The 16,664-nt window shown below is 60.5% G+C and carries 10 protein-coding genes; 4 read left to right on the forward strand and 6 right to left on the reverse strand.

What is annotated here, in order from left to right; translation table 11 throughout:
- Positions 1–79: 79 nt before the first annotated feature.
- The gene (locus PLANPX_RS24570) at positions 80–1,639 is read right to left on the reverse strand and encodes a PEP-CTERM sorting domain-containing protein (protein WP_172992312.1); all 1,560 of its coding nucleotides are present in this window, start codon (positions 1,637–1,639) and stop codon (positions 80–82) included.
- Between the two features lie 960 nt (positions 1,640–2,599).
- On the opposite strand from PLANPX_RS24570, the gene PLANPX_RS24575 reads away from it, so the two are divergent.
- The 4 genes from PLANPX_RS24575 to PLANPX_RS24590 all read left to right on the forward strand — a co-directional run bounded on the left by PLANPX_RS24575 (position 2,600) and on the right by PLANPX_RS24590 (position 6,100).
- The gene (locus tag PLANPX_RS24575) at positions 2,600–3,484 is read left to right on the forward strand and encodes an RNA polymerase sigma factor (RefSeq protein WP_152101989.1); all 885 of its coding nucleotides are present in this window, start codon (positions 2,600–2,602) and stop codon (positions 3,482–3,484) included.
- A gap of 90 nt (positions 3,485–3,574) precedes the next feature.
- A complete protein-coding gene (locus PLANPX_RS24580; protein ID WP_152101276.1) occupies positions 3,575–4,330 on the forward strand; it encodes an SDR family NAD(P)-dependent oxidoreductase in 756 nt (251 codons plus the stop codon).
- A 28-nt stretch (positions 4,331–4,358) separates the two neighbouring features.
- Complete coding sequence (locus tag PLANPX_RS24585) at positions 4,359–5,213, forward strand: nuclear transport factor 2 family protein (protein WP_152101277.1); 855 nt, start codon at positions 4,359–4,361, stop codon at positions 5,211–5,213.
- A 635-nt stretch (positions 5,214–5,848) separates the two neighbouring features.
- On the forward strand, positions 5,849–6,100 hold the full coding sequence (locus PLANPX_RS24590; RefSeq protein WP_152101278.1) for a hypothetical protein: 252 nt from the start codon (positions 5,849–5,851) through the stop codon (positions 6,098–6,100).
- A 138-nt stretch (positions 6,101–6,238) separates the two neighbouring features.
- Here the strand turns inward: PLANPX_RS24590 and PLANPX_RS24595 are convergent, their stop codons facing one another.
- From PLANPX_RS24595 to PLANPX_RS24615, 5 genes are all read right to left on the reverse strand, one after another.
- Positions 6,239–7,855 carry an alginate export family protein gene (locus PLANPX_RS24595; RefSeq protein ID WP_152101279.1) on the reverse strand — a complete coding sequence of 539 codons (1,617 nt, stop codon included), beginning with the start codon at positions 7,853–7,855 and terminating at the stop codon, positions 6,239–6,241.
- 174 nt (positions 7,856–8,029) lie between these two features.
- Positions 8,030–10,267, reverse strand: coding sequence for a molybdopterin oxidoreductase family protein (locus tag PLANPX_RS24600; RefSeq protein ID WP_152101280.1), 2,238 nt, complete (start codon positions 10,265–10,267; stop codon positions 8,030–8,032).
- Positions 10,267–11,976 carry a DmsC/YnfH family molybdoenzyme membrane anchor subunit gene (locus tag PLANPX_RS24605; RefSeq protein WP_152101281.1) on the reverse strand — a complete coding sequence of 570 codons (1,710 nt, stop codon included), beginning with the start codon at positions 11,974–11,976 and terminating at the stop codon, positions 10,267–10,269. Before PLANPX_RS24605 ends, PLANPX_RS24600 begins: the two co-directional genes overlap by 1 nt.
- 109 nt (positions 11,977–12,085) lie before the next feature.
- On the reverse strand, positions 12,086–15,118 hold the full coding sequence (nirB, locus tag PLANPX_RS24610; protein WP_152101282.1) for a nitrite reductase large subunit NirB: 3,033 nt from the start codon (positions 15,116–15,118) through the stop codon (positions 12,086–12,088).
- 61 nt (positions 15,119–15,179) lie between these two features.
- A complete protein-coding gene (locus tag PLANPX_RS24615) occupies positions 15,180–16,523 on the reverse strand; it encodes an MFS transporter (RefSeq protein ID WP_152101283.1) in 1,344 nt (447 codons plus the stop codon).
- Positions 16,524–16,664: the final 141 nt, after the last annotated feature.

The raw sequence follows: 16,664 nt of genomic DNA on the forward strand, positions 1-16,664 counted from the left end.
CCTCGTTCCACAGTGATGTGGAGTGAATGAGCTGTATCGAGAACGTTTCAGCGACCTAGTAATTCCTTGAGACGCCTATTCAAGCGCTACGCCGCCGACGCGCGATCAACGAGACCATGGCGCCAGCGAACAGAATGACAGAGGAGGGCTCTGGAACCGCCGCTACGATCGGGCTTGCGGGAACTCCCGAACCAAATTGCCGCTGCCAGGCCAGGAAGTCAGCTCCGTCACTCTTCAAGTCACCATTTGCATCTGAGTTGGCGTTGACGCCGTAGTCACTCTTCCACTTGGTAAGGTCCAGACCATCGACTTTACCATCCTTATTGAAGTCGGCGGTGAATGTCGGAATCGCTGTCCCTGTGACACTTAACGTCACCGAGTTGTTTGCGTAGCTGACATTCCACGACAAGCCACTAGTGAGCGGAGCCAAAGAGAAATCCGTCGAGGCAAACGTCCCCATTAACGTACCCGGGGTGTTCGGAACTGCGTGGGCCAATTGATCGAAGCCTCCGGCAGCAACCATATTATCGATGGTCGTGACGGCGGCAGAGATGTCCGCTCCAGCTGTAAGTAACGTCCAGCTATTGCCGCTGACCGGATTGTATCCAGTTAGATCGACTTTCAGCTTCCCATTGGTGATGTCTGCGTTCCCCGCAACTCTGATCGTCGTATGCGCCGTCCCGGTAATTTCGGCAACGAGCGTTGAGGATGATGCGATCTGCGTCGGGTTCATCAGGAAATCGCCTGCGCCAACGATGATGGCATTACCGCCCGTGACACGCATTTCGACTGGCCCGCCAGCGCCAGGTGTTCCCCAGTCCATGCCGCGACCAACGTAAATATTGGAGCCACCGCCGTCTGACCCGGTCACGGCCAAGGCGCCCCCGCTAATGTTGACAGTTCCTGTCCCACTTCGATTGCCAATTGCGAAATTGCCACCTACGTGAACGACACCTCCCGTAATATTCATCGAGCCGTTACGCGGGCCAATATTTCCAGTCTGCGAGGGATTGCCGCCATCGCCAATTTCAAGATCGCCTCCGGTTTGGCGAAGCAAACCTCCCGAGTGATTCCACACGCCGGTCCCGTACTTGCCAATGAACAGGAACGGCGCTCTTGCCTCACCTCCCGACTGGTTGACAATTCCGTTGCCCTGTCGCCCTACGCCGAAGTCGTCGTTCGATTGCACTCGCGTGGAACTGCCCGAAATATTAAGCGTTCCAATTCCTGAGCCATTGTTGGGGCCTACGAAGAGAGCAGAATCCGCCAGTAGGGATCCACCCGAAATGGAACTGGTGGTCGTGCCGCTTTCGCCAAAGCGATAAGTCGAAGCTCGAATCGCACCGCCAGTCATATTGAACGTTCCGGTCGTGGCGCTAGCCGAGGCAACCGACAACGATTCCATCCGGAAGTCTCCAGATGAAAGAGTGGCGACGCCGCCGTTGTTGATGAACGCTTCATCAATGACGCCAGGAACCGCCCCAACATCCCAATTCGAACCAACGCCAAAGTTACCGCTCGCAACATTCCAGTTGTTCTGGGCGGAAGCCGTATTAGCAATCAACGCTAATGCAACCAACGACATGGCGTGAAACTTTACGCCCGACAAGCGACACAGCTTCATGGTGAATTCTCTCATAGCGGTGTTGAGGTTAGATCTCGCAGGAGAAGGAGAGAGCGACATAAGCCCGCGCGCAAGTTGACGCAAAAAACGACGTTTGCCCCCCGGCGCCCGCCGTGGGCACTGGCCGTCAATCTGCGAACGCAGGCGTGAGACGAAATCGGCTGCCCCGCCGATTTAGTCCCGAAAAGTGACGCTTGAGGGGCCTACGACACGAACCGACAGCTAAGCTCGATTAGCGACGAATCCCCTCTAGATTAAGAGTTCCGCCGCTGCCCGGAACGTCACAACAAAAATGGAAAATTCTCTGGGAACTGCCTCCATTCGAAGCAGATCCCGACGGAATGTGCTTTCTGCGTGGCCGCACTGCTAGGCTATTTATTCGACGTTCCATCCATGCACATGTGCACACAGTTGATTGCCGCGAGCACCGCGAATGCTGGCCCGAAGGCGGGTCTCGGACCGTTCGGGAACTTTACTCGGGCGGTCGTCGGCGCTCGCAATTGCGCCCGAGCGGTAAGTTCACCGGCCAAATACGCATCACCGGCCGCCCAATAGCGCTCCCCACAATGCCGTGCGAGGTTCAATTCCCGCCGATTTTCTCTTTGGTGATGGAGGGGGCGTTCATGCCTCGCAGAGGTGACGGCATTGGCTGGATGAAGAGCCAACGCTAAGATCGCCGCCCACAGACCCTCCGTCGCGTAGCCGGCGTCACTCTGCGTCCACAGCGGAGGTAGCGAGCCAGCCACTATTCGGGCTGCATCGTTTACGTCACCCCATGGGCTAGCGTCGCAGCGTCAGCCCATCGCGACAGCGCCGATCGGCGGCAACTTGATTAGCACTAGTACAACGACCCATTTAGAATTCCGAAATAGCTCAAATGCGTCTGTCACAGTCTTCCTTTTCGCGTGTCCAAGAGAACAAGGGCTGCCTGTCGCCCTTTGAATATGGGAAGTCACTTAGACTAGGTTGGCCGCAATGCCCAATCCATTCAGTGAAAGTGTCGGTGATGACCGAGAGGATATTAAGCTGGTCGGCCAAGCGCAGGCCGGCGATCGCGAGGCACTAGAGCGACTGATTCTTCGGCACCAGGCCTGGATCTACAACATTGCCGTCCGCATGGTCTTCCAGCCACAGGATGCTGAAGAAGTGACTCAGGAAGTGCTCGTTAAGGCAGTCACTCGGCTGAGCACATTCCAAGGTGAAAGCAAGTTCCGCACTTGGCTTTACCGGATTGCATCCAACCACGTTCTGAACATGCGACGTCGGGGCGCGGAGGCTGGAAATTACACGTTTCCAGCCTATGCCGCCGCGATCAACGGCACTCCTGATGCAGAATTACCCGATCCGAAGAGCGTGCCGGTCGACGTCCCGATGCTTGTGGAAGAAACCAAGCTCGCGTGCACCGCTGGCATGCTGCTCTGTCTGGATCGCAAGCAGCGATTAATCTTCACGCTCGGCGAGATTATTGGCGTTAGCGACACCGTGGGCAGCGACATTTTGGAGATGACTGCCGCTAACTTCCGGCAATGTTTGGCACGCGCTCGCCGCGATCTCTACCAGTTCATGAACAACCAGTGCAGTCTCGTCAACGCGAGCAATCCCTGCCGCTGTCCCAAGAAGACGAAGGGATTCATCGACGGCGGCCACGTCGACCCGAATCGCTTGCTATTCGCCACTGGTCATTTTCAGCGAATCAAGGAGGTCGCGTTTGAGACAGCCCGTGAAATTGACGACCTCGCAGATCGTTCCTACGCAGCGATCTATCGCGAGCACCCATTTCTTGAGCCTACAGATCAGGCTGAATGGCTGCGACGCATTCTGAATCAGCCTGAGGTTCGCACGGCTTTGCACCTTAACTAAGAAACTCCACCTCGAGTTGTCACACTCGTCGCGCTGCGGTGTCTATGCCATTGAGGAAAACATTTCTTCTTGGCAATGAGGACACGAGCAATGGCGAAACTAAATGGTCGCGTCGCCCTAATTACTGGGGCATCCAAGGGTATCGGAGCAGGCATCGCGAAAGAGTTAGCAGCAGCTGGAGCTGCGGTCGTCGTTAATTACGCGACTGACCAATCCGGCGCGGACGCTGTAGTACGCACGATCGTCGATGCAGGTGGCCGTGCTACGGCTATTCATGGGGACGTCTCGAAAGCCGCAGACGTAGCAAGGCTGATCGATCAGACAAAACAGGCGTACAAATCTCTCGACATCCTGGTCAACAACGCTGGAGTGTATCAGGGCATGCCGATCGACGAACTCACAGAGGATGAGTTTTATCGAGAGATGAACGTCAACGTGCTCGGGCCGCTGCTGACGATCAAGGAATCGCTCAAGCTCTTTGGGCCAAATGGTGGAAGCATCATTAACATTGGTTCCGTGGCCTCAACATCCTACACGCCTGGTTTCTCAATCTACTCAGCCACGAAGGCGGGGCTTGATGCGATTACTGGCGTTCTGGCGAAGGAACTTGCCCCGCGAAATATTCGGGTAAATTCCGTAAATCCGGGCGCCACTCTGAGCGAGGGAACGCGCGACGCCGGGCTCTACGGCGTGGGAAGCGATTTCGAGAAGCAACTTGTTGCCGCGACCCCGCTCGGCCGCATTGGCACACCGAGAGACATTGCCAACGCCGTTGTGTTCCTAGCTTCAGATGATTCTGGCTGGTTGACCGGCGAGAGAATACTCGCTTCCGGCGGCCTGCGGTAGCCACTCACTTCAACACAGAGGTAGCAAAATGCGCCGCATCATGTTGTGCGTTGTTTGGATCACGGTGGCTTGTGCGGCAGTAGCGGCTGAACCCGCCGAGGATCGTGTCGCGACGGGCAAGCTGTCGCTCGTGGGAAAATGGGCGATCACAAAGGTTCACCCGGAAGGCGTGACCAAGAACGCACATTGGTTGCTATTCGCTAGGGACGGAAATTATGCGGCCCTGGACAAAGAAGGGAAAGAGCTTTGGGCGGGCACGTTTGAAATCGTTCCTAGCACGACTCCTAAAAGTTGGGACCACCGATCGCACGATGCCAGGAAGTCGGGCGCAGACCAACTTGGTATCTACGAACTAAATGGCGACGCGCTGACGATGGCGTGCGTTGGCGGGCAGTGGAATGGTAATGAATGGGTTGGGCGCCCGCGGCCTAGGGCTATTGATCCTAAAGATGCGGATGTAATTCTCGAACTGAGTCGGGCGAAGCATGCTGGTAAGCTTGCCGATCCAAGCAACCAACGCAAAGGCAGTTCTATGACTAAAGACCTATCCACACTCGCAACTAAATTTATGCGTGCGATCAATGAGAATGATCCGAGCGGCTTTCTCGCGATGTTTGACGACGACACGATCGTCGACGACGCGGGGCGAATTATTCGCGGCCGCGACGCTATTCAGCAGTGGGCGGCTCACGACATCTTCGCGGCGAGCGTTACGCTCGATGCGCTCGACATGAATGAGTATGAAAGCGGTGTCACCATCACTGCAAAAATAGATGGCGCCTTCGATCGGAACGGGTTGCCCGATCCACTTATCATGACGTTCGACATTGCGCTCCGTGACGGAAAGATCGCGAAGCTCACGTGTCGATTGGCTGATAGATAGGGGCGGCGAGACGAACCTTGAGGGAATGACCAAGAGTACGGTAAAGCCTACGCTCTTGGGCACAGCAAAACGGGAGATAGAAACCCCTGTGACCATCCCACGACGAAGTTGAGGCAGCGGGACTCGGAAGCAAATCGCTCTCCAGCAGCGACTCCTGCCACACCTGCGTGTTGGAGTAGACCGTGCCCCAGTGATTGCGGTGCCGGCTTCCAGCTTGGGGCGGTCGAGCCGCCTCCATTTGAAAAGCACGCCCACTGGGCGTCATCCAAAGAAGGGCCACTTACGACCCAATTGGCCCTTCTGTGCGTCATGCCTCGTGTGGATGCATCGGGAGTTTTGGCGGCTGGAAATACAGATCCAACTTAAGCCAACGGCATAGTTCGAGAACATCCCCGCCCCCTGGCCGTTCCCCGCGATGTGCTAACAGGCCGGTGTTGAGTCGTGCTCAAGAATTGAGCCCTCGGCGCTGTAAAGTCTGAACCCCAACTAGATTCGATCCCCCCCGCAACCTACTCTTCTCCGGCGTTGTTTAAATCGCGACGTTACTATCCTCTGAAAACAGTAGATTATAATCGACTCAATGTAATCAGAGGTTAAGGACGCCAAAGTTAGAGCGCCGATCGTGAGCTGACGAGATGTGGAAGTTTCTGAAGAAAACAGCGTCAAAGTATCGCGATCGATCGCGATCGAAACAGATTGCGATTGAATTATTTGAAGAAACCAAGCTGCGCAAAGCACATAGACGATACACTCGGGCCCGCGAAATCCCCGAAGGCTATCTCGTCAATGTCGCCTATGGGTTTGCCGAACAGGCTTGGTATTTGGTTAGCTTCGATCATTCCGAGGTGAGTGAATTGCAGGAAATCAAATCGGCTACCAGAGATTAATACTCGCCGAAAACCCCATACCGCGTTCATCGTCACGAATCTCGTTGCAAAGACGATGGCGATGCTCTGCGGGACGAACGTTCCGATTTCATTCGGTGGCCCGCCCATCATGCCAGCCAACGCGATCACGCCTGCTCGCTAAAAATTCACTTCCCACTGGCTGTAAGCGAAGTCCGCATCCTGCGGCGCCAGAATCTTGTCGCCTCGCCAGAAGTGAGAGTAGCCGAACAGAATGTTCGATCGCGGCCCAATGACGTACTTCGCGATCAGGTCGAGTTCCTGCCCCAGGAAGCGGCTATCGAGACTTTGCAATTCCGTCGCGCTGAGTGCGGGGACGATGTCGCCCGCTTGGTCGGCGCGGAAGTACCAGTACCAGCAGAGTAGTTCCCAGTCGGTCTGCGGCGGCTTCGCTGTCAGCAACACGTTCGGCGACTGGATGTTCGACCGCGCCACCGCATCGATGAAACCGAAATACCTGTGGCCGAGCGGGAAGAGCTGGTTGAACCGCGTGAAGTCGTCGCCGCCGTCGTTGCCCGAGGCGTAGTCGAAGTAGGTCCACAGTTCCGGCCGCCACTCGTGATCAGGCGCCTTGCGGCCGACGCCGACGGTGGCGAAGCCAGCCCGTTGATCTTTGCCAAGTCCGCTTTGGCGGCCGAGCTGAACGCCCCCTTCCGTTTCGAACATCCAGTTGTTCTCGAACGTGCGGAACAGTCGCGAGCCGAACGTGTGAAGCGAGAAGTCGCTGACGATCTCCCCCGGACGGCGGTTGTCGTAGCCAATGTAGTAGAGGTCGAGCGTGTTGTTCGGCGCCGCGGTGTAGACGGCGTACGAACCGTACACCTGCTGCTGCCAGTCGGCTTTGTCGAACTCGTTCGCTCGCGGCGGTACGTAGGCTGTGTAGAACGAGTCGATCGACCAGGGGCCGTCCTCGTACAACAGCATGGCGCCTTCAAAAGTCCGCCGAGTATTCGCCCAGTCGAGCGGCGAAATCAGCCGCTGCGCGCCGAACAACATTTCTTGCCGACCGACTCGCGCCGTCCATATGCCGTCGGCGATCGAGTGTTCGACGAAGCCGTTGAGGACGTCGCCAAAGTTGTCGTCGATGATGCGGGGGCGGTACTGACCGCTGTCGGTCGTCGTGTCGGCGTAGATCCCTTCGAGGTAAACGCGCGACTGGTCGGTTATCCGCCAGTTGCCGTAGAGCCGCATCCGATTGAGGAAGAGGTCGAACTCAGTCTCCTCGAACCGCAATGCGCCGGGGCCGCTGACGGCGTTGCCCATGCCGACTTCGTGCTTGTACTGCAGACGGTACTGACCGCCGACGTCGAGCGTTCCCCAGTCGTTGTAAACGCCGAGCGGCATCAACTTCAGCTGATCGCCCAGGCAATCGCCGTGATACGCGGGGTCTTTCAGGTAGTTGAAGTCGTTAAGGAAGAACAGATTCTTGTGCGACTCGGCGCAAGGGTTCTTCGGCTTGGGCTTCGGGTAAGGGCCGCTGGCGGGAGCGGGGCCATATCCTTCCGCATCGATCGCCTCGTCATCCGTCTCGGCGTCCTCATCCCCTTCGGCTTCCTCTGCCTCGCCCGGCTGCAGCATGGCGACGTCGAAAGCAGAGTCCCCGCGAGCCGCGACGTTCATCGCCGCGGTCTTACGCACGGCATCAATCGACTCCTCCGCCCAGACGCCTGCAGGCCACGTGGAATGTGCCGCCAAGAGGCCGCAAGCGAGTGCTAGCAGTGGAGCGGGGCGTTTCATCGAACGTGTCTTCCGTGACTTCGGATATCCGAAAAATGGCGCCAGCGGGGTGGCTGTCAAAGACAGCTTCGTCGAGCATGCAGGGCAACCGTGAACAAACTTCGGTTCGGCGGCAGAGTCATCCACGCGGGCCGCGCGTCGGCAATCCCGCATGCGCAGATCCGCACGCAACGTTCAGTTGGAGGCCATAGCCACGCGCACCGCGCACGCCTTGTAAGAGGGCTGGTGCGAGTAGGGATCGAACGATGGGTGCGTCAGTCGGTTCGTCGCTTCGTAGTGCATCGGAATAAACACCTGCCCCGGCTGCACCGCCGGCGTGACCATCGCTCGCCCCCGCAGCTCGCCGCGCTGCGAGGCGACGATGATCAAGTCGCCTGAACTGATTAGCAGCCCCGCAGCGTCGTGTGGATTGATTTCAACGTACAGCTCCTCCGGGTAGAGCTTGCGCAGCACCGCCGACTTCGCCGTGCGAGTTTGCGTGTGCCACTGCGCGACCGAGCCGCGTCCGGTGAGCAGCGTCAACGGAAACTTGCTCGTCGTCGGTTCGGGCAGCGGCCGCGGTTCTTCGCAGAGGAACTTCGCGCGGCCATCGGGATGGAAGAAGCGCCCGTCGGCAAAGAGGCGGCGCTCCGTCGCATACTCGTCGCTTTCGGCAGGGTACGGCCACTGGACGCCGCCGCGCTCGCGGAGCATCGCGTAGCCGTCGATTCCAGCGACGTCGCACGGCTGGCCGGCGCTCAGTTGCTTGAGAATCTCAAACGTCGCCGCCGGCGATTCCCAGCGGCGGAACATCTCGCCGCAGCCCCAGTACTCGGCCAGCAGCTTGAAAATGTGAAAGTCGGCGAGCGCTTCGCCTGGCGCCCTCGCTACTTTGCTCGTCACGCCGATGCGACGTTCGGAGTTGATGAACGTCCCCTCCTTCTCGCCCCACCCCGCGGCCGGCAGGACGAGATCGGCGATGCGGGCCGTCTCGGTCGAGTGGTACATATCCTGCACCACAAGAAAATCGAGCCGCGAAAGAACGTCGCGAGCCGTCTCTTGGTTGATCCATGAGTGGGCCGGGTTCGTCGCCACCACCCACAGTCCGCGGATCTCGCGGCGGAGAATTCCTTCCATGATGCGGTGATAGGGCCAGCTCGCCTCGTGCGGAATTCGTGATTCGTCGATGGCCAAGATGCCGGCGACCTTCTGCCGATCCTCAGCGCTGGCGAAGTCGTGCCCGCCGAGCAGGTTCGTCGTATTGCTGAACAGCCGTGAGCCCATCGCATTGCACTGGCCGGTGATCGAGTTGGCCCCCGTCCCCGGCCGGCCGATGTTGCCGGTCATCAGCGCGAGGTTGATGATCGCCTGGGCCGTGCGCACCGCTTGGTGGCTCTGGTTCACCCCCATCGTCCACCAGAATGAAACCCGCAGCCCGTTGTGGATTGACTCGGCGAACCGCTCGATCACCTCGGCGGCGAGCCCCGTTTCCGCGACGACGCGCGACAGCGGAAAGTCGCTGACGAACGCCGCGAACTCGTCAAAACCGCTCGTGTGGGCGTCGATAAACTCGCGATCGATCCACTCGCGTTCAATCAGCAAATGGGCCACGCCATAGAACAGCGCGAGGTCCGACTTTGGTTGCAGCGCCAAGTGTTGCGTCGCCGCCATCGTCGTTTCGGTCGTCCGCGGATCGATCGCGATGATCTGCGGATCGAACTGGTTTCGCATCACCCGTTGCCACAGAATCGGATGGGCGATGCACAGATTACTGCCGACGAGCACGATCGTGTCCGACTGCTCGAAATCGGCGTACGTGTACGGCGGCGCGTCGAAGCCGAAGGCCTGTTTGTAGGCGACTACTGCGGTCGCCATGCATTGCCGCGTATTGCCGTCGCCGTGGAGCATCCCCATGCCGAACTTGGCGAGCGCGCCAAGCAGCGCCATTTCTTCCGTGACGATCTGCCCGGTGCTGAGGAACGCGACCGATTGTGGCCCATGCTCGCGCTGAATCGCTTGCATGCGGTCGCCGAACGTCGTCGCGGCAACGTCCCAACCGACCGGCTCCAACTTGCCGACGGCGTTTCGCAACAGCGGCCGCGTCGCACGGTCGGGCGCGTCGAGCACGGCCAGCGCCTCCCACCCCTTGGGGCACGCCATGCCGAGATTGACCGGATAGTCGGTCGCCGGGCTGAGGCCAAGCGCCTCGTCGCCGCGCTGGTGGACGTTGAGATTGCAGCCTGTCGAACAGAAGCCGCACACCGAAGCGGTTGCTCGATCGCCGTGCATCTGCGGCGGCAGCAGTCGCGGGCCGAACTCCGACGCGTTTAGGGCGAGCGATTCCGTCAGCGGCCCCGTTCGCTGTAACAGTCGGGGAATGAAACGTTGCGACGGCGTCGACAGATGCGTGCCGTTGGTTGGGGCTTGGCTCATCAACGAATCCCTCCCGGCATTCTCGGGGCCGCGCAGGCGGTGAAAAAGAGGTACCGCTCGAGTAACTCGCCCGCTAAGCAGGCCACGAACAGCAAACTCGCGGCGCCGATGAACTCCGCGCTGGCGACGTCTCCACCCAACGCAGCTTGATTGAGTAGAAACAGCGGCATCAATACGCCGCCCAGGAGCCCTAACGCGAAGCGGGCCAGAGTCACGCGCGACAACTCGCCCGCGTGAAGCATCGCCGACCGTCGCAGCGGCGTCATCCGGCGAAACAGCAAGTGCCGAAAGATCGCTGCCTCCCACGCGAGTTTCACCGCCGCGGTGACGATCAGTGCACGGCACAGAAGTGGGCTGACCTTGGCAACCAACTCAGTCAACTGCAGCGACGGCGCCGCGAGCATCGCCGCCAGCATGCTTAACCACATTGCCGCGATGCCTAACAGAACGCAAGTGAGCGTGAACCGCATGCCGACGCGGGTGAAGCTCCAGTACTCGCGCTGCGTGAAGACGTAGATCATCACCGAGCAGAAGACGGCGATCGCCCCGGTCGCCGCAACGCTCCACCCGAGCGGCTCGATGGCTGGTTCGAGATTGAACTCAATTCGTTCGAGTAGAAAGACGGCCGCGGCGTAGGCGGACGCGCATCCCGCGAACAATCCAAACGCCACGATTTCCCGGCTCAACCATGAATGTCGCAGCCCCAGCACCGCGCGAAACGCGTACTGCGGCCGGCCGAGGTGGAGCGAGCTTGCACCGAGCGCGAGCAAGCCGAACCCGAGCGCCGCCACGGCATGCACGGGTCGCAGCGACGTTCCGCTCGGCAGTTGCACGAGGGCCTCCAGCACTAGCCCGACGCAAAACGCCCCCACCGACAGCTGCGTGAGCACCAACATCACCACCAGCGGCCAATGGGCATGCTGGGCACTCACCCGCGCATAGTCAGCCGGCAGCAAGTTGCGCGGAAATGGCTTCTTCGTCTTAAAACTCGTCGTCGGCAGCGTGATCTGCGGATCGGGCGTTCCCGGTAAAAACGCCGTCGTCTCGGCGTCTTCGACCACTTGCCGCCGGCTCACCGTGCGAATGAGGATCGCCTCGTGCGGGCACGATTGCACGCACGCCGGCGCCTCACCTACCGCCAACCGCGACGAGCACATATCGCACTTCCGCACAATGCCGAGGCCCGCGTGATATTTCGGAACCTCGTACGGACACGCCAACGTGCAGTACTGGCAGCCAAAACACTGGTCGTCGAGATGCTTCACGATCCCCGTGACCGCATCCTTCTCGTAGGCGTTCACCGGGCACGCAATCATGCACGCCGGTTCGAGGCAGTGATGGCATGCCGTGGTGACATGCTGCATCACCGGCGCTGAGGTCGAACCTCCGACCATCAGGCCCACATCGCGCCACGTCTCCGTCTCGTCGAGCCCATTGAGCGTGTGGCAAGCGACGACGCACGCCTTGCAGCCGGAACAGCGATCGAGATCGACCTCGAACGCATACTGCTCGCCCGGCCCCGGCGGCGTCGCGGGGAGCAGGCTGCGATATTGCCGCGATTGGGGGCGAGCGACATCCGTCTCGTGCCAACGACTGAACTCCTCGACCGCCGACATCGATTGCTGCTCCGCGAGCAGCTGCGCCACTAGCGCCGGCCCGCTGAGCGGCGGCTTCGATCGATTCGAGTTGAGAACGGGAAGTTCAATCATGAATGCAGTTGGCAAGATAATTGCAATAAAAGCCACCGGCTCTGCCGGTGGACGCGGTGGAATGGCGGCTTGCGTCTACTCCGTCCACCGGCGGAGCCGGTGGCTTCTATCAAACCATCGCGCCTGCGCTAACCACCGGTTCAACAGACTCAGCCGCTGTGACGCAAGACGTCGCTAACCGACACCCAATCGCCGTTGCCAACTGCTCATCAAGCACCTCCGGCGGCGGCAACTCGAGGAAGACTTGCTCCCCTTCGACCTTCACCGCAAACGTCCGAATGCGATACTCCTCCCCCTGCAGCGACTCGCCGTTCTCCAGCGAGAACGTTTTCTTATGCAGCGGGCACGCCACCTTTGGTTCGCCGGCCGCGTCGCCGACGATGCCGCGCGACAGCACGAACGCCTTCTTGTGCGGACACATGTTCTGGCTGGCGTACCACTCGCCCCGGCTGGCGAAGTTAAACACTGCGAGCTGCGAGCGGCCATATTTCACCGTCGCCCCGCCGTCGATCGGGAAGTCGGCGATGCTCCCCACCGCGACCCACCGCAGCCCTGTCGAACGTTCTTGTTCATGCTCCGCCCACGAGCGGCCATCCGTCATGCGGAACTGCTCAAGCGACACGAACTCGCTCGGCCAATCGGCCGGCCGCGTCTGCTCGCGCTGGCCGACGATCTCGATGCAGGGCTCGGTCTCGTCGCTGTTGACGAACTGCCGGAACCGTTCCCGCTTCGCCGGATCGCGGACCACCGCCGCCCACTCGCACTGGTAAGTGTCGACCAGCCGCTGCATCATCGCATCGAGCTCGGCGGCGATGCCAAGCTTGTCGTGAATCACCACGTCGCGCAAATGCTCAATCCCCCCTTCGAGCTTCTCCCGCCACACGGCAGTACGCGTCAGCTTGTCGGCCGTCATGATGTAGTAGGCGAGGAAGCGGTCGATGTACTGCAGCGCCGTCTTTTCATCGAGATCGGTGGCGAACAGCTCCGCATGCCGCGGCTTCGAACCGCCGTTGCCGCAGACGTAGAGGTTGTAGCCCTGTTCGGTCGCGATCAGACCGACGTCTTTGTTTTGCGCCTCGGCACACTCGCGAATGCATCCCGACACGGCCATCTTGATTTTGTGGGGCGCTCGGATCCCCTTGTAGCGATTCTCGACGCGTATCGCGAAGCCGACTGAATCCTGCACACCGTAACGGCACCAGGTCGTACCGACGCAGCTCTTCACCGTGCGAACCGCTTTGCCATAGGCGTGGCCGCTCTCGAATCCGGCGTCGACCAGCTCTTCCCAGATCTCTGGCAGATGCTGCACCGGCGCGCCGAACATATCGATCCGCTGCCCGCCGGTGATCTTCGTGTAGAGCCCGTACCGCCGCGCGATATCGGCGATGACGGCCAGCTTCTCTGGCGTGATCTCGCCACCGGGCACCCGCGGCACCACCGAGTACGTCCCGCCGCGCTGAATGTTGGCGAGAAATCGATCGTTGCTGTCCTGCAGCGTCTCGTGCTCGGCGTCGACGATGACGTCGTTCCACAAGCTCGCCAGGATCGACGCGATCGCCGGCTTGCATAGCTCGCACCCATGCCCAGTCCCGTTACCGCAATGCGCGAGCACGGCGCCGAACGTCCGCAGCTCTTTTGCTTTCACGATCGCGAACAGCTCGGTTCGCGAGTAGGCAAAATGCTCGCACAGGTAATTCACGACCGCCTTGCCGGCTCGCTTCAGCTCCGCCTTAAACAGATCAGTCACCAGCGGCATGCAGCCGCCGCAGCCGGTTCCCGCCTTTGTGCAACGCTTCAATGCATCGAGCGTGTCGACGCCCCCTTCGTTGATTGCGGCACAGATCGCGCTCTTTGTCACGTTGTTGCACGAGCAAATCTGCGCCGAGTCAGACATCACGTCGAGACCGGCCCCGCCTACCGGGCCGGCCCCGACGATGAGTTCGTGCGGCGCGCAAGGCAACGCCCCGCCGCTCTTCGCAAAGATCGACAGCTTGCCGTAGTCGCTCGCATCGCCGACCAAGATGCCGCCCAGCAGCTGCTTGCCGTCGCGCGAGAAAAGCAACTTTTTGTAGACGCCCGCGAACGGGTCTTCGAACGTCAGCGGCATCGCATCGCACGCCGGCGCTTCGTAGCGGCCGAAGCTCGCCACGTCGACGCCCATCAGTTTCAGCTTTGTCGAGAGATCGGCGCCGGCGAATCGCCGCTCGCCGCCGGTGAGATTCGCCGCCACGATTTCCGCCATCTCATACCCCGGCGCCACGAGCCCGTAAACCATGCCGCCATGGACGACGCACTCGCCGATCGCCGAGATCCGCTCGTCGGACGTTTCGAGCCGATCGTTCACGACAATGCCGCCGCGGTCGCTCACCGAGACGCCGCATTGACGCGCCAGATCGTCGCGCGGGCGAATCCCCGTCGAGACGATCACCATCTCGACATCGATCGAGTCGCCGTCGGCAAACTCCATCCGCTCGACCGCTCCGTTGCCGTGAATCGCTTTCGTCGCTCGGTTGAGGTGCACCCGCACGCCGAGCGACTCGATCTTGTTCACGAGAATCCGCGAACCGGCGTCATCGACTTGCCGCGGCATCAGCCGCGGCGCGAACTCGATCACATGCGTTTCAAGCCCCAGGTCGTACGCCGCCTTCGCCGCTTCGAGGCCTAGCAACCCGCCGCCGATGACGGCGCACCGCTTCACCGTGCCGGCATACTTGATGATGTTCTGCAGATCCTCGATCGTCCGGTAAACGAACACGCCGGTCTTATCGACCCCCGGCACCGGCGGCACGAACGGGAACGAACCGGTCGCCAGCACAACGTGGTCGTAAGCAATCTCCACGCCGCGATCCGAACGCACCAACCGCCGCGCGCGATCGATCTCGCAAGCCCGATCGCCGACGTGCAGCTCGACCCCATTCTCCGCGTACCACTCTTGCCGCGCGAGCATCAGCTGCTCGGCATCGCGGTGAGCAAAGAACGACGTCAGCCCGACGCGGTCGTACGCAGCCCGTGGTTCTTCGCAAAACGTCACGATCCGATAGCGTTTCTCCGCGTCGAATTCGACCAGCCGTTCGCAAAACCGCTGGCCGACCATGCCGTTGCCAATGACGACGACGGTTTGTTTTGCAGTCGAGTGAGTCATGGGTTTGCTCATCGAAATCGCTGGAAGGAATGGAAGCCGTGAATCCGCGTTGCGGGCTGCATTAGGCAGGCACAGGTTCGACGGCAGGCAGGTCGAGCGATGGCCGAGCTTCCGCCCCTTCGCGGAACGTGATCGCAAAGCTCGCGAACGAAATGCAGGTCACTGCGATCCCCGCGATGAACAGTGCCGAGTGCCAATCGAGCCCTTCAACCTTCAGCAAGAAGCCAAACGCCACCGCCCCCAGATTTCCGCCGGCCCCGACGATGCCGCTCACTGCCCCCAGCGCTCGGCGATTGATAAACGGCACGACCGCGTAGGTGGCGCCGTTCGACATCTTCACGAACATCGCGAACGTGATCATCAACGGAATCGCCAGCGACAGCGTCGTGGCTTGCGAGAAGAGCATGAGCCCGATTCCCTCGCCGAACAGGGCGATGAACAACCACTTCACCCGCCCGTCGAGTCCCCAGCGGTTGCCGCAACGGTCGGCGATCAATCCGCCCACCGCGCGAGCGAACAAGTTCATCCCGCCGAACATCGCCGCGATCATCCCTGCGGTTCGCAGCGCCTCGGCCTGTTCCAGCGTCTTGAAGTAATCGAAATAGTCGATGAAGTAGAGGACCGCGATGTTGTCGATCGTCAGCTCCATCCCGAAGCAGGCACCGTAAATAAGGAACAACGCCCACACGCGGCGATCGCGGGCCGCTTCGCCGAACGCCCCCTTCGTCGCCTGCACCCGCGGCATCTTGCCGGCAGCCCGCAACTCGCGGAAGTTTCCCTCGGGCGTATCTTGCGTGCAGAAGTAGTAGGCAACGCCCGTGAGTGCACAGAGCACGCCGACGACGATCATTGCCACGCGCCAGCTGACGGCCTCGGTGAGTCCCCAGCCGACAAGCGTCGCAAACAGCAGCGGCATCGCCAGCTGCGTCACGCCGCCGCCGAGATTCCCCCACCCAGCCGCCGTCGCGTTCGCCGTGCCGACGCAATTCGCGGCAAACATCCGCGAGGTGTGATATTGCGTGATGACGAACGACGCCCCAATCGCGCCGATCATCACACGGAACAGCAGGAACGTCTTAAAATCATCCGCGAGCCCGATCGCCATCACCGGTATCGAACCGAGCAGCAACAGACCGGTGTATGTCAGCCGCGGGCCGATGCGATCGCACATCCAACCCGCCAGCAGCCGCGCAAAGACCGTCGCCGCGACCGAGCCGATGATGCACCAACCGACCTGCTCCTTCGTCAGTTGCAGCTCGCCGCGCACGACCGCCATCAACGGCGCCACGCCAAACCAGGCGAAGAAGCATAAGAAGAAGGCGATCCACGCCATGTGGAACGCCCGCATGTTCGGCGTCGAGAGATTGAACAGGGCGAGACGCGTTGCTTTGCCGTCGACTTCCATGGCGGAGTGACTCGAGAGGTTCCATTATGGTGGAATGATCGTGGTTCCGCCAAACCATTGATCACGCGTGTGGTGCGACTCGCTTTTGCAACCACAGGGCCAAACGCCGCATCGAGCGTCGTTTCTTCGGAAGCCCGAAGC

The organism is Lacipirellula parvula, assembly GCF_009177095.1.
In the GTDB taxonomy this organism is placed as follows: Bacteria; Planctomycetota; Planctomycetia; order Pirellulales; family Lacipirellulaceae; genus Lacipirellula; species Lacipirellula parvula.

Excerpts from the sequence above, each read along its gene's own strand:
- PLANPX_RS24570 (WP_172992312.1), bottom strand. The coding sequence starts at position 1,639 with ATGAGAGAATTCACCATGAAGCTGTGTCGCTTGTCGGGCGTAAAGTTT.
- PLANPX_RS24575 (WP_152101989.1), top strand. The coding sequence starts at position 2,600 with ATGCCCAATCCATTCAGTGAAAGTGTCGGTGATGACCGAGAGGATATT.
- PLANPX_RS24580 (WP_152101276.1), top strand. The coding sequence starts at position 3,575 with ATGGCGAAACTAAATGGTCGCGTCGCCCTAATTACTGGGGCATCCAAG.
- PLANPX_RS24585 (WP_152101277.1), top strand. The coding sequence starts at position 4,359 with ATGCGCCGCATCATGTTGTGCGTTGTTTGGATCACGGTGGCTTGTGCG.
- PLANPX_RS24590 (WP_152101278.1), top strand. The coding sequence starts at position 5,849 with ATGTGGAAGTTTCTGAAGAAAACAGCGTCAAAGTATCGCGATCGATCG.
- PLANPX_RS24595 (WP_152101279.1), bottom strand. The coding sequence starts at position 7,855 with ATGAAACGCCCCGCTCCACTGCTAGCACTCGCTTGCGGCCTCTTGGCG.
- PLANPX_RS24600 (WP_152101280.1), bottom strand. The coding sequence starts at position 10,267 with ATGAGCCAAGCCCCAACCAACGGCACGCATCTGTCGACGCCGTCGCAA.
- PLANPX_RS24605 (WP_152101281.1), bottom strand. The coding sequence starts at position 11,976 with ATGATTGAACTTCCCGTTCTCAACTCGAATCGATCGAAGCCGCCGCTC.
- nirB (WP_152101282.1), bottom strand. The coding sequence starts at position 15,118 with ATGACTCACTCGACTGCAAAACAAACCGTCGTCGTCATTGGCAACGGC.
- PLANPX_RS24615 (WP_152101283.1), bottom strand. The coding sequence starts at position 16,523 with ATGGAAGTCGACGGCAAAGCAACGCGTCTCGCCCTGTTCAATCTCTCG.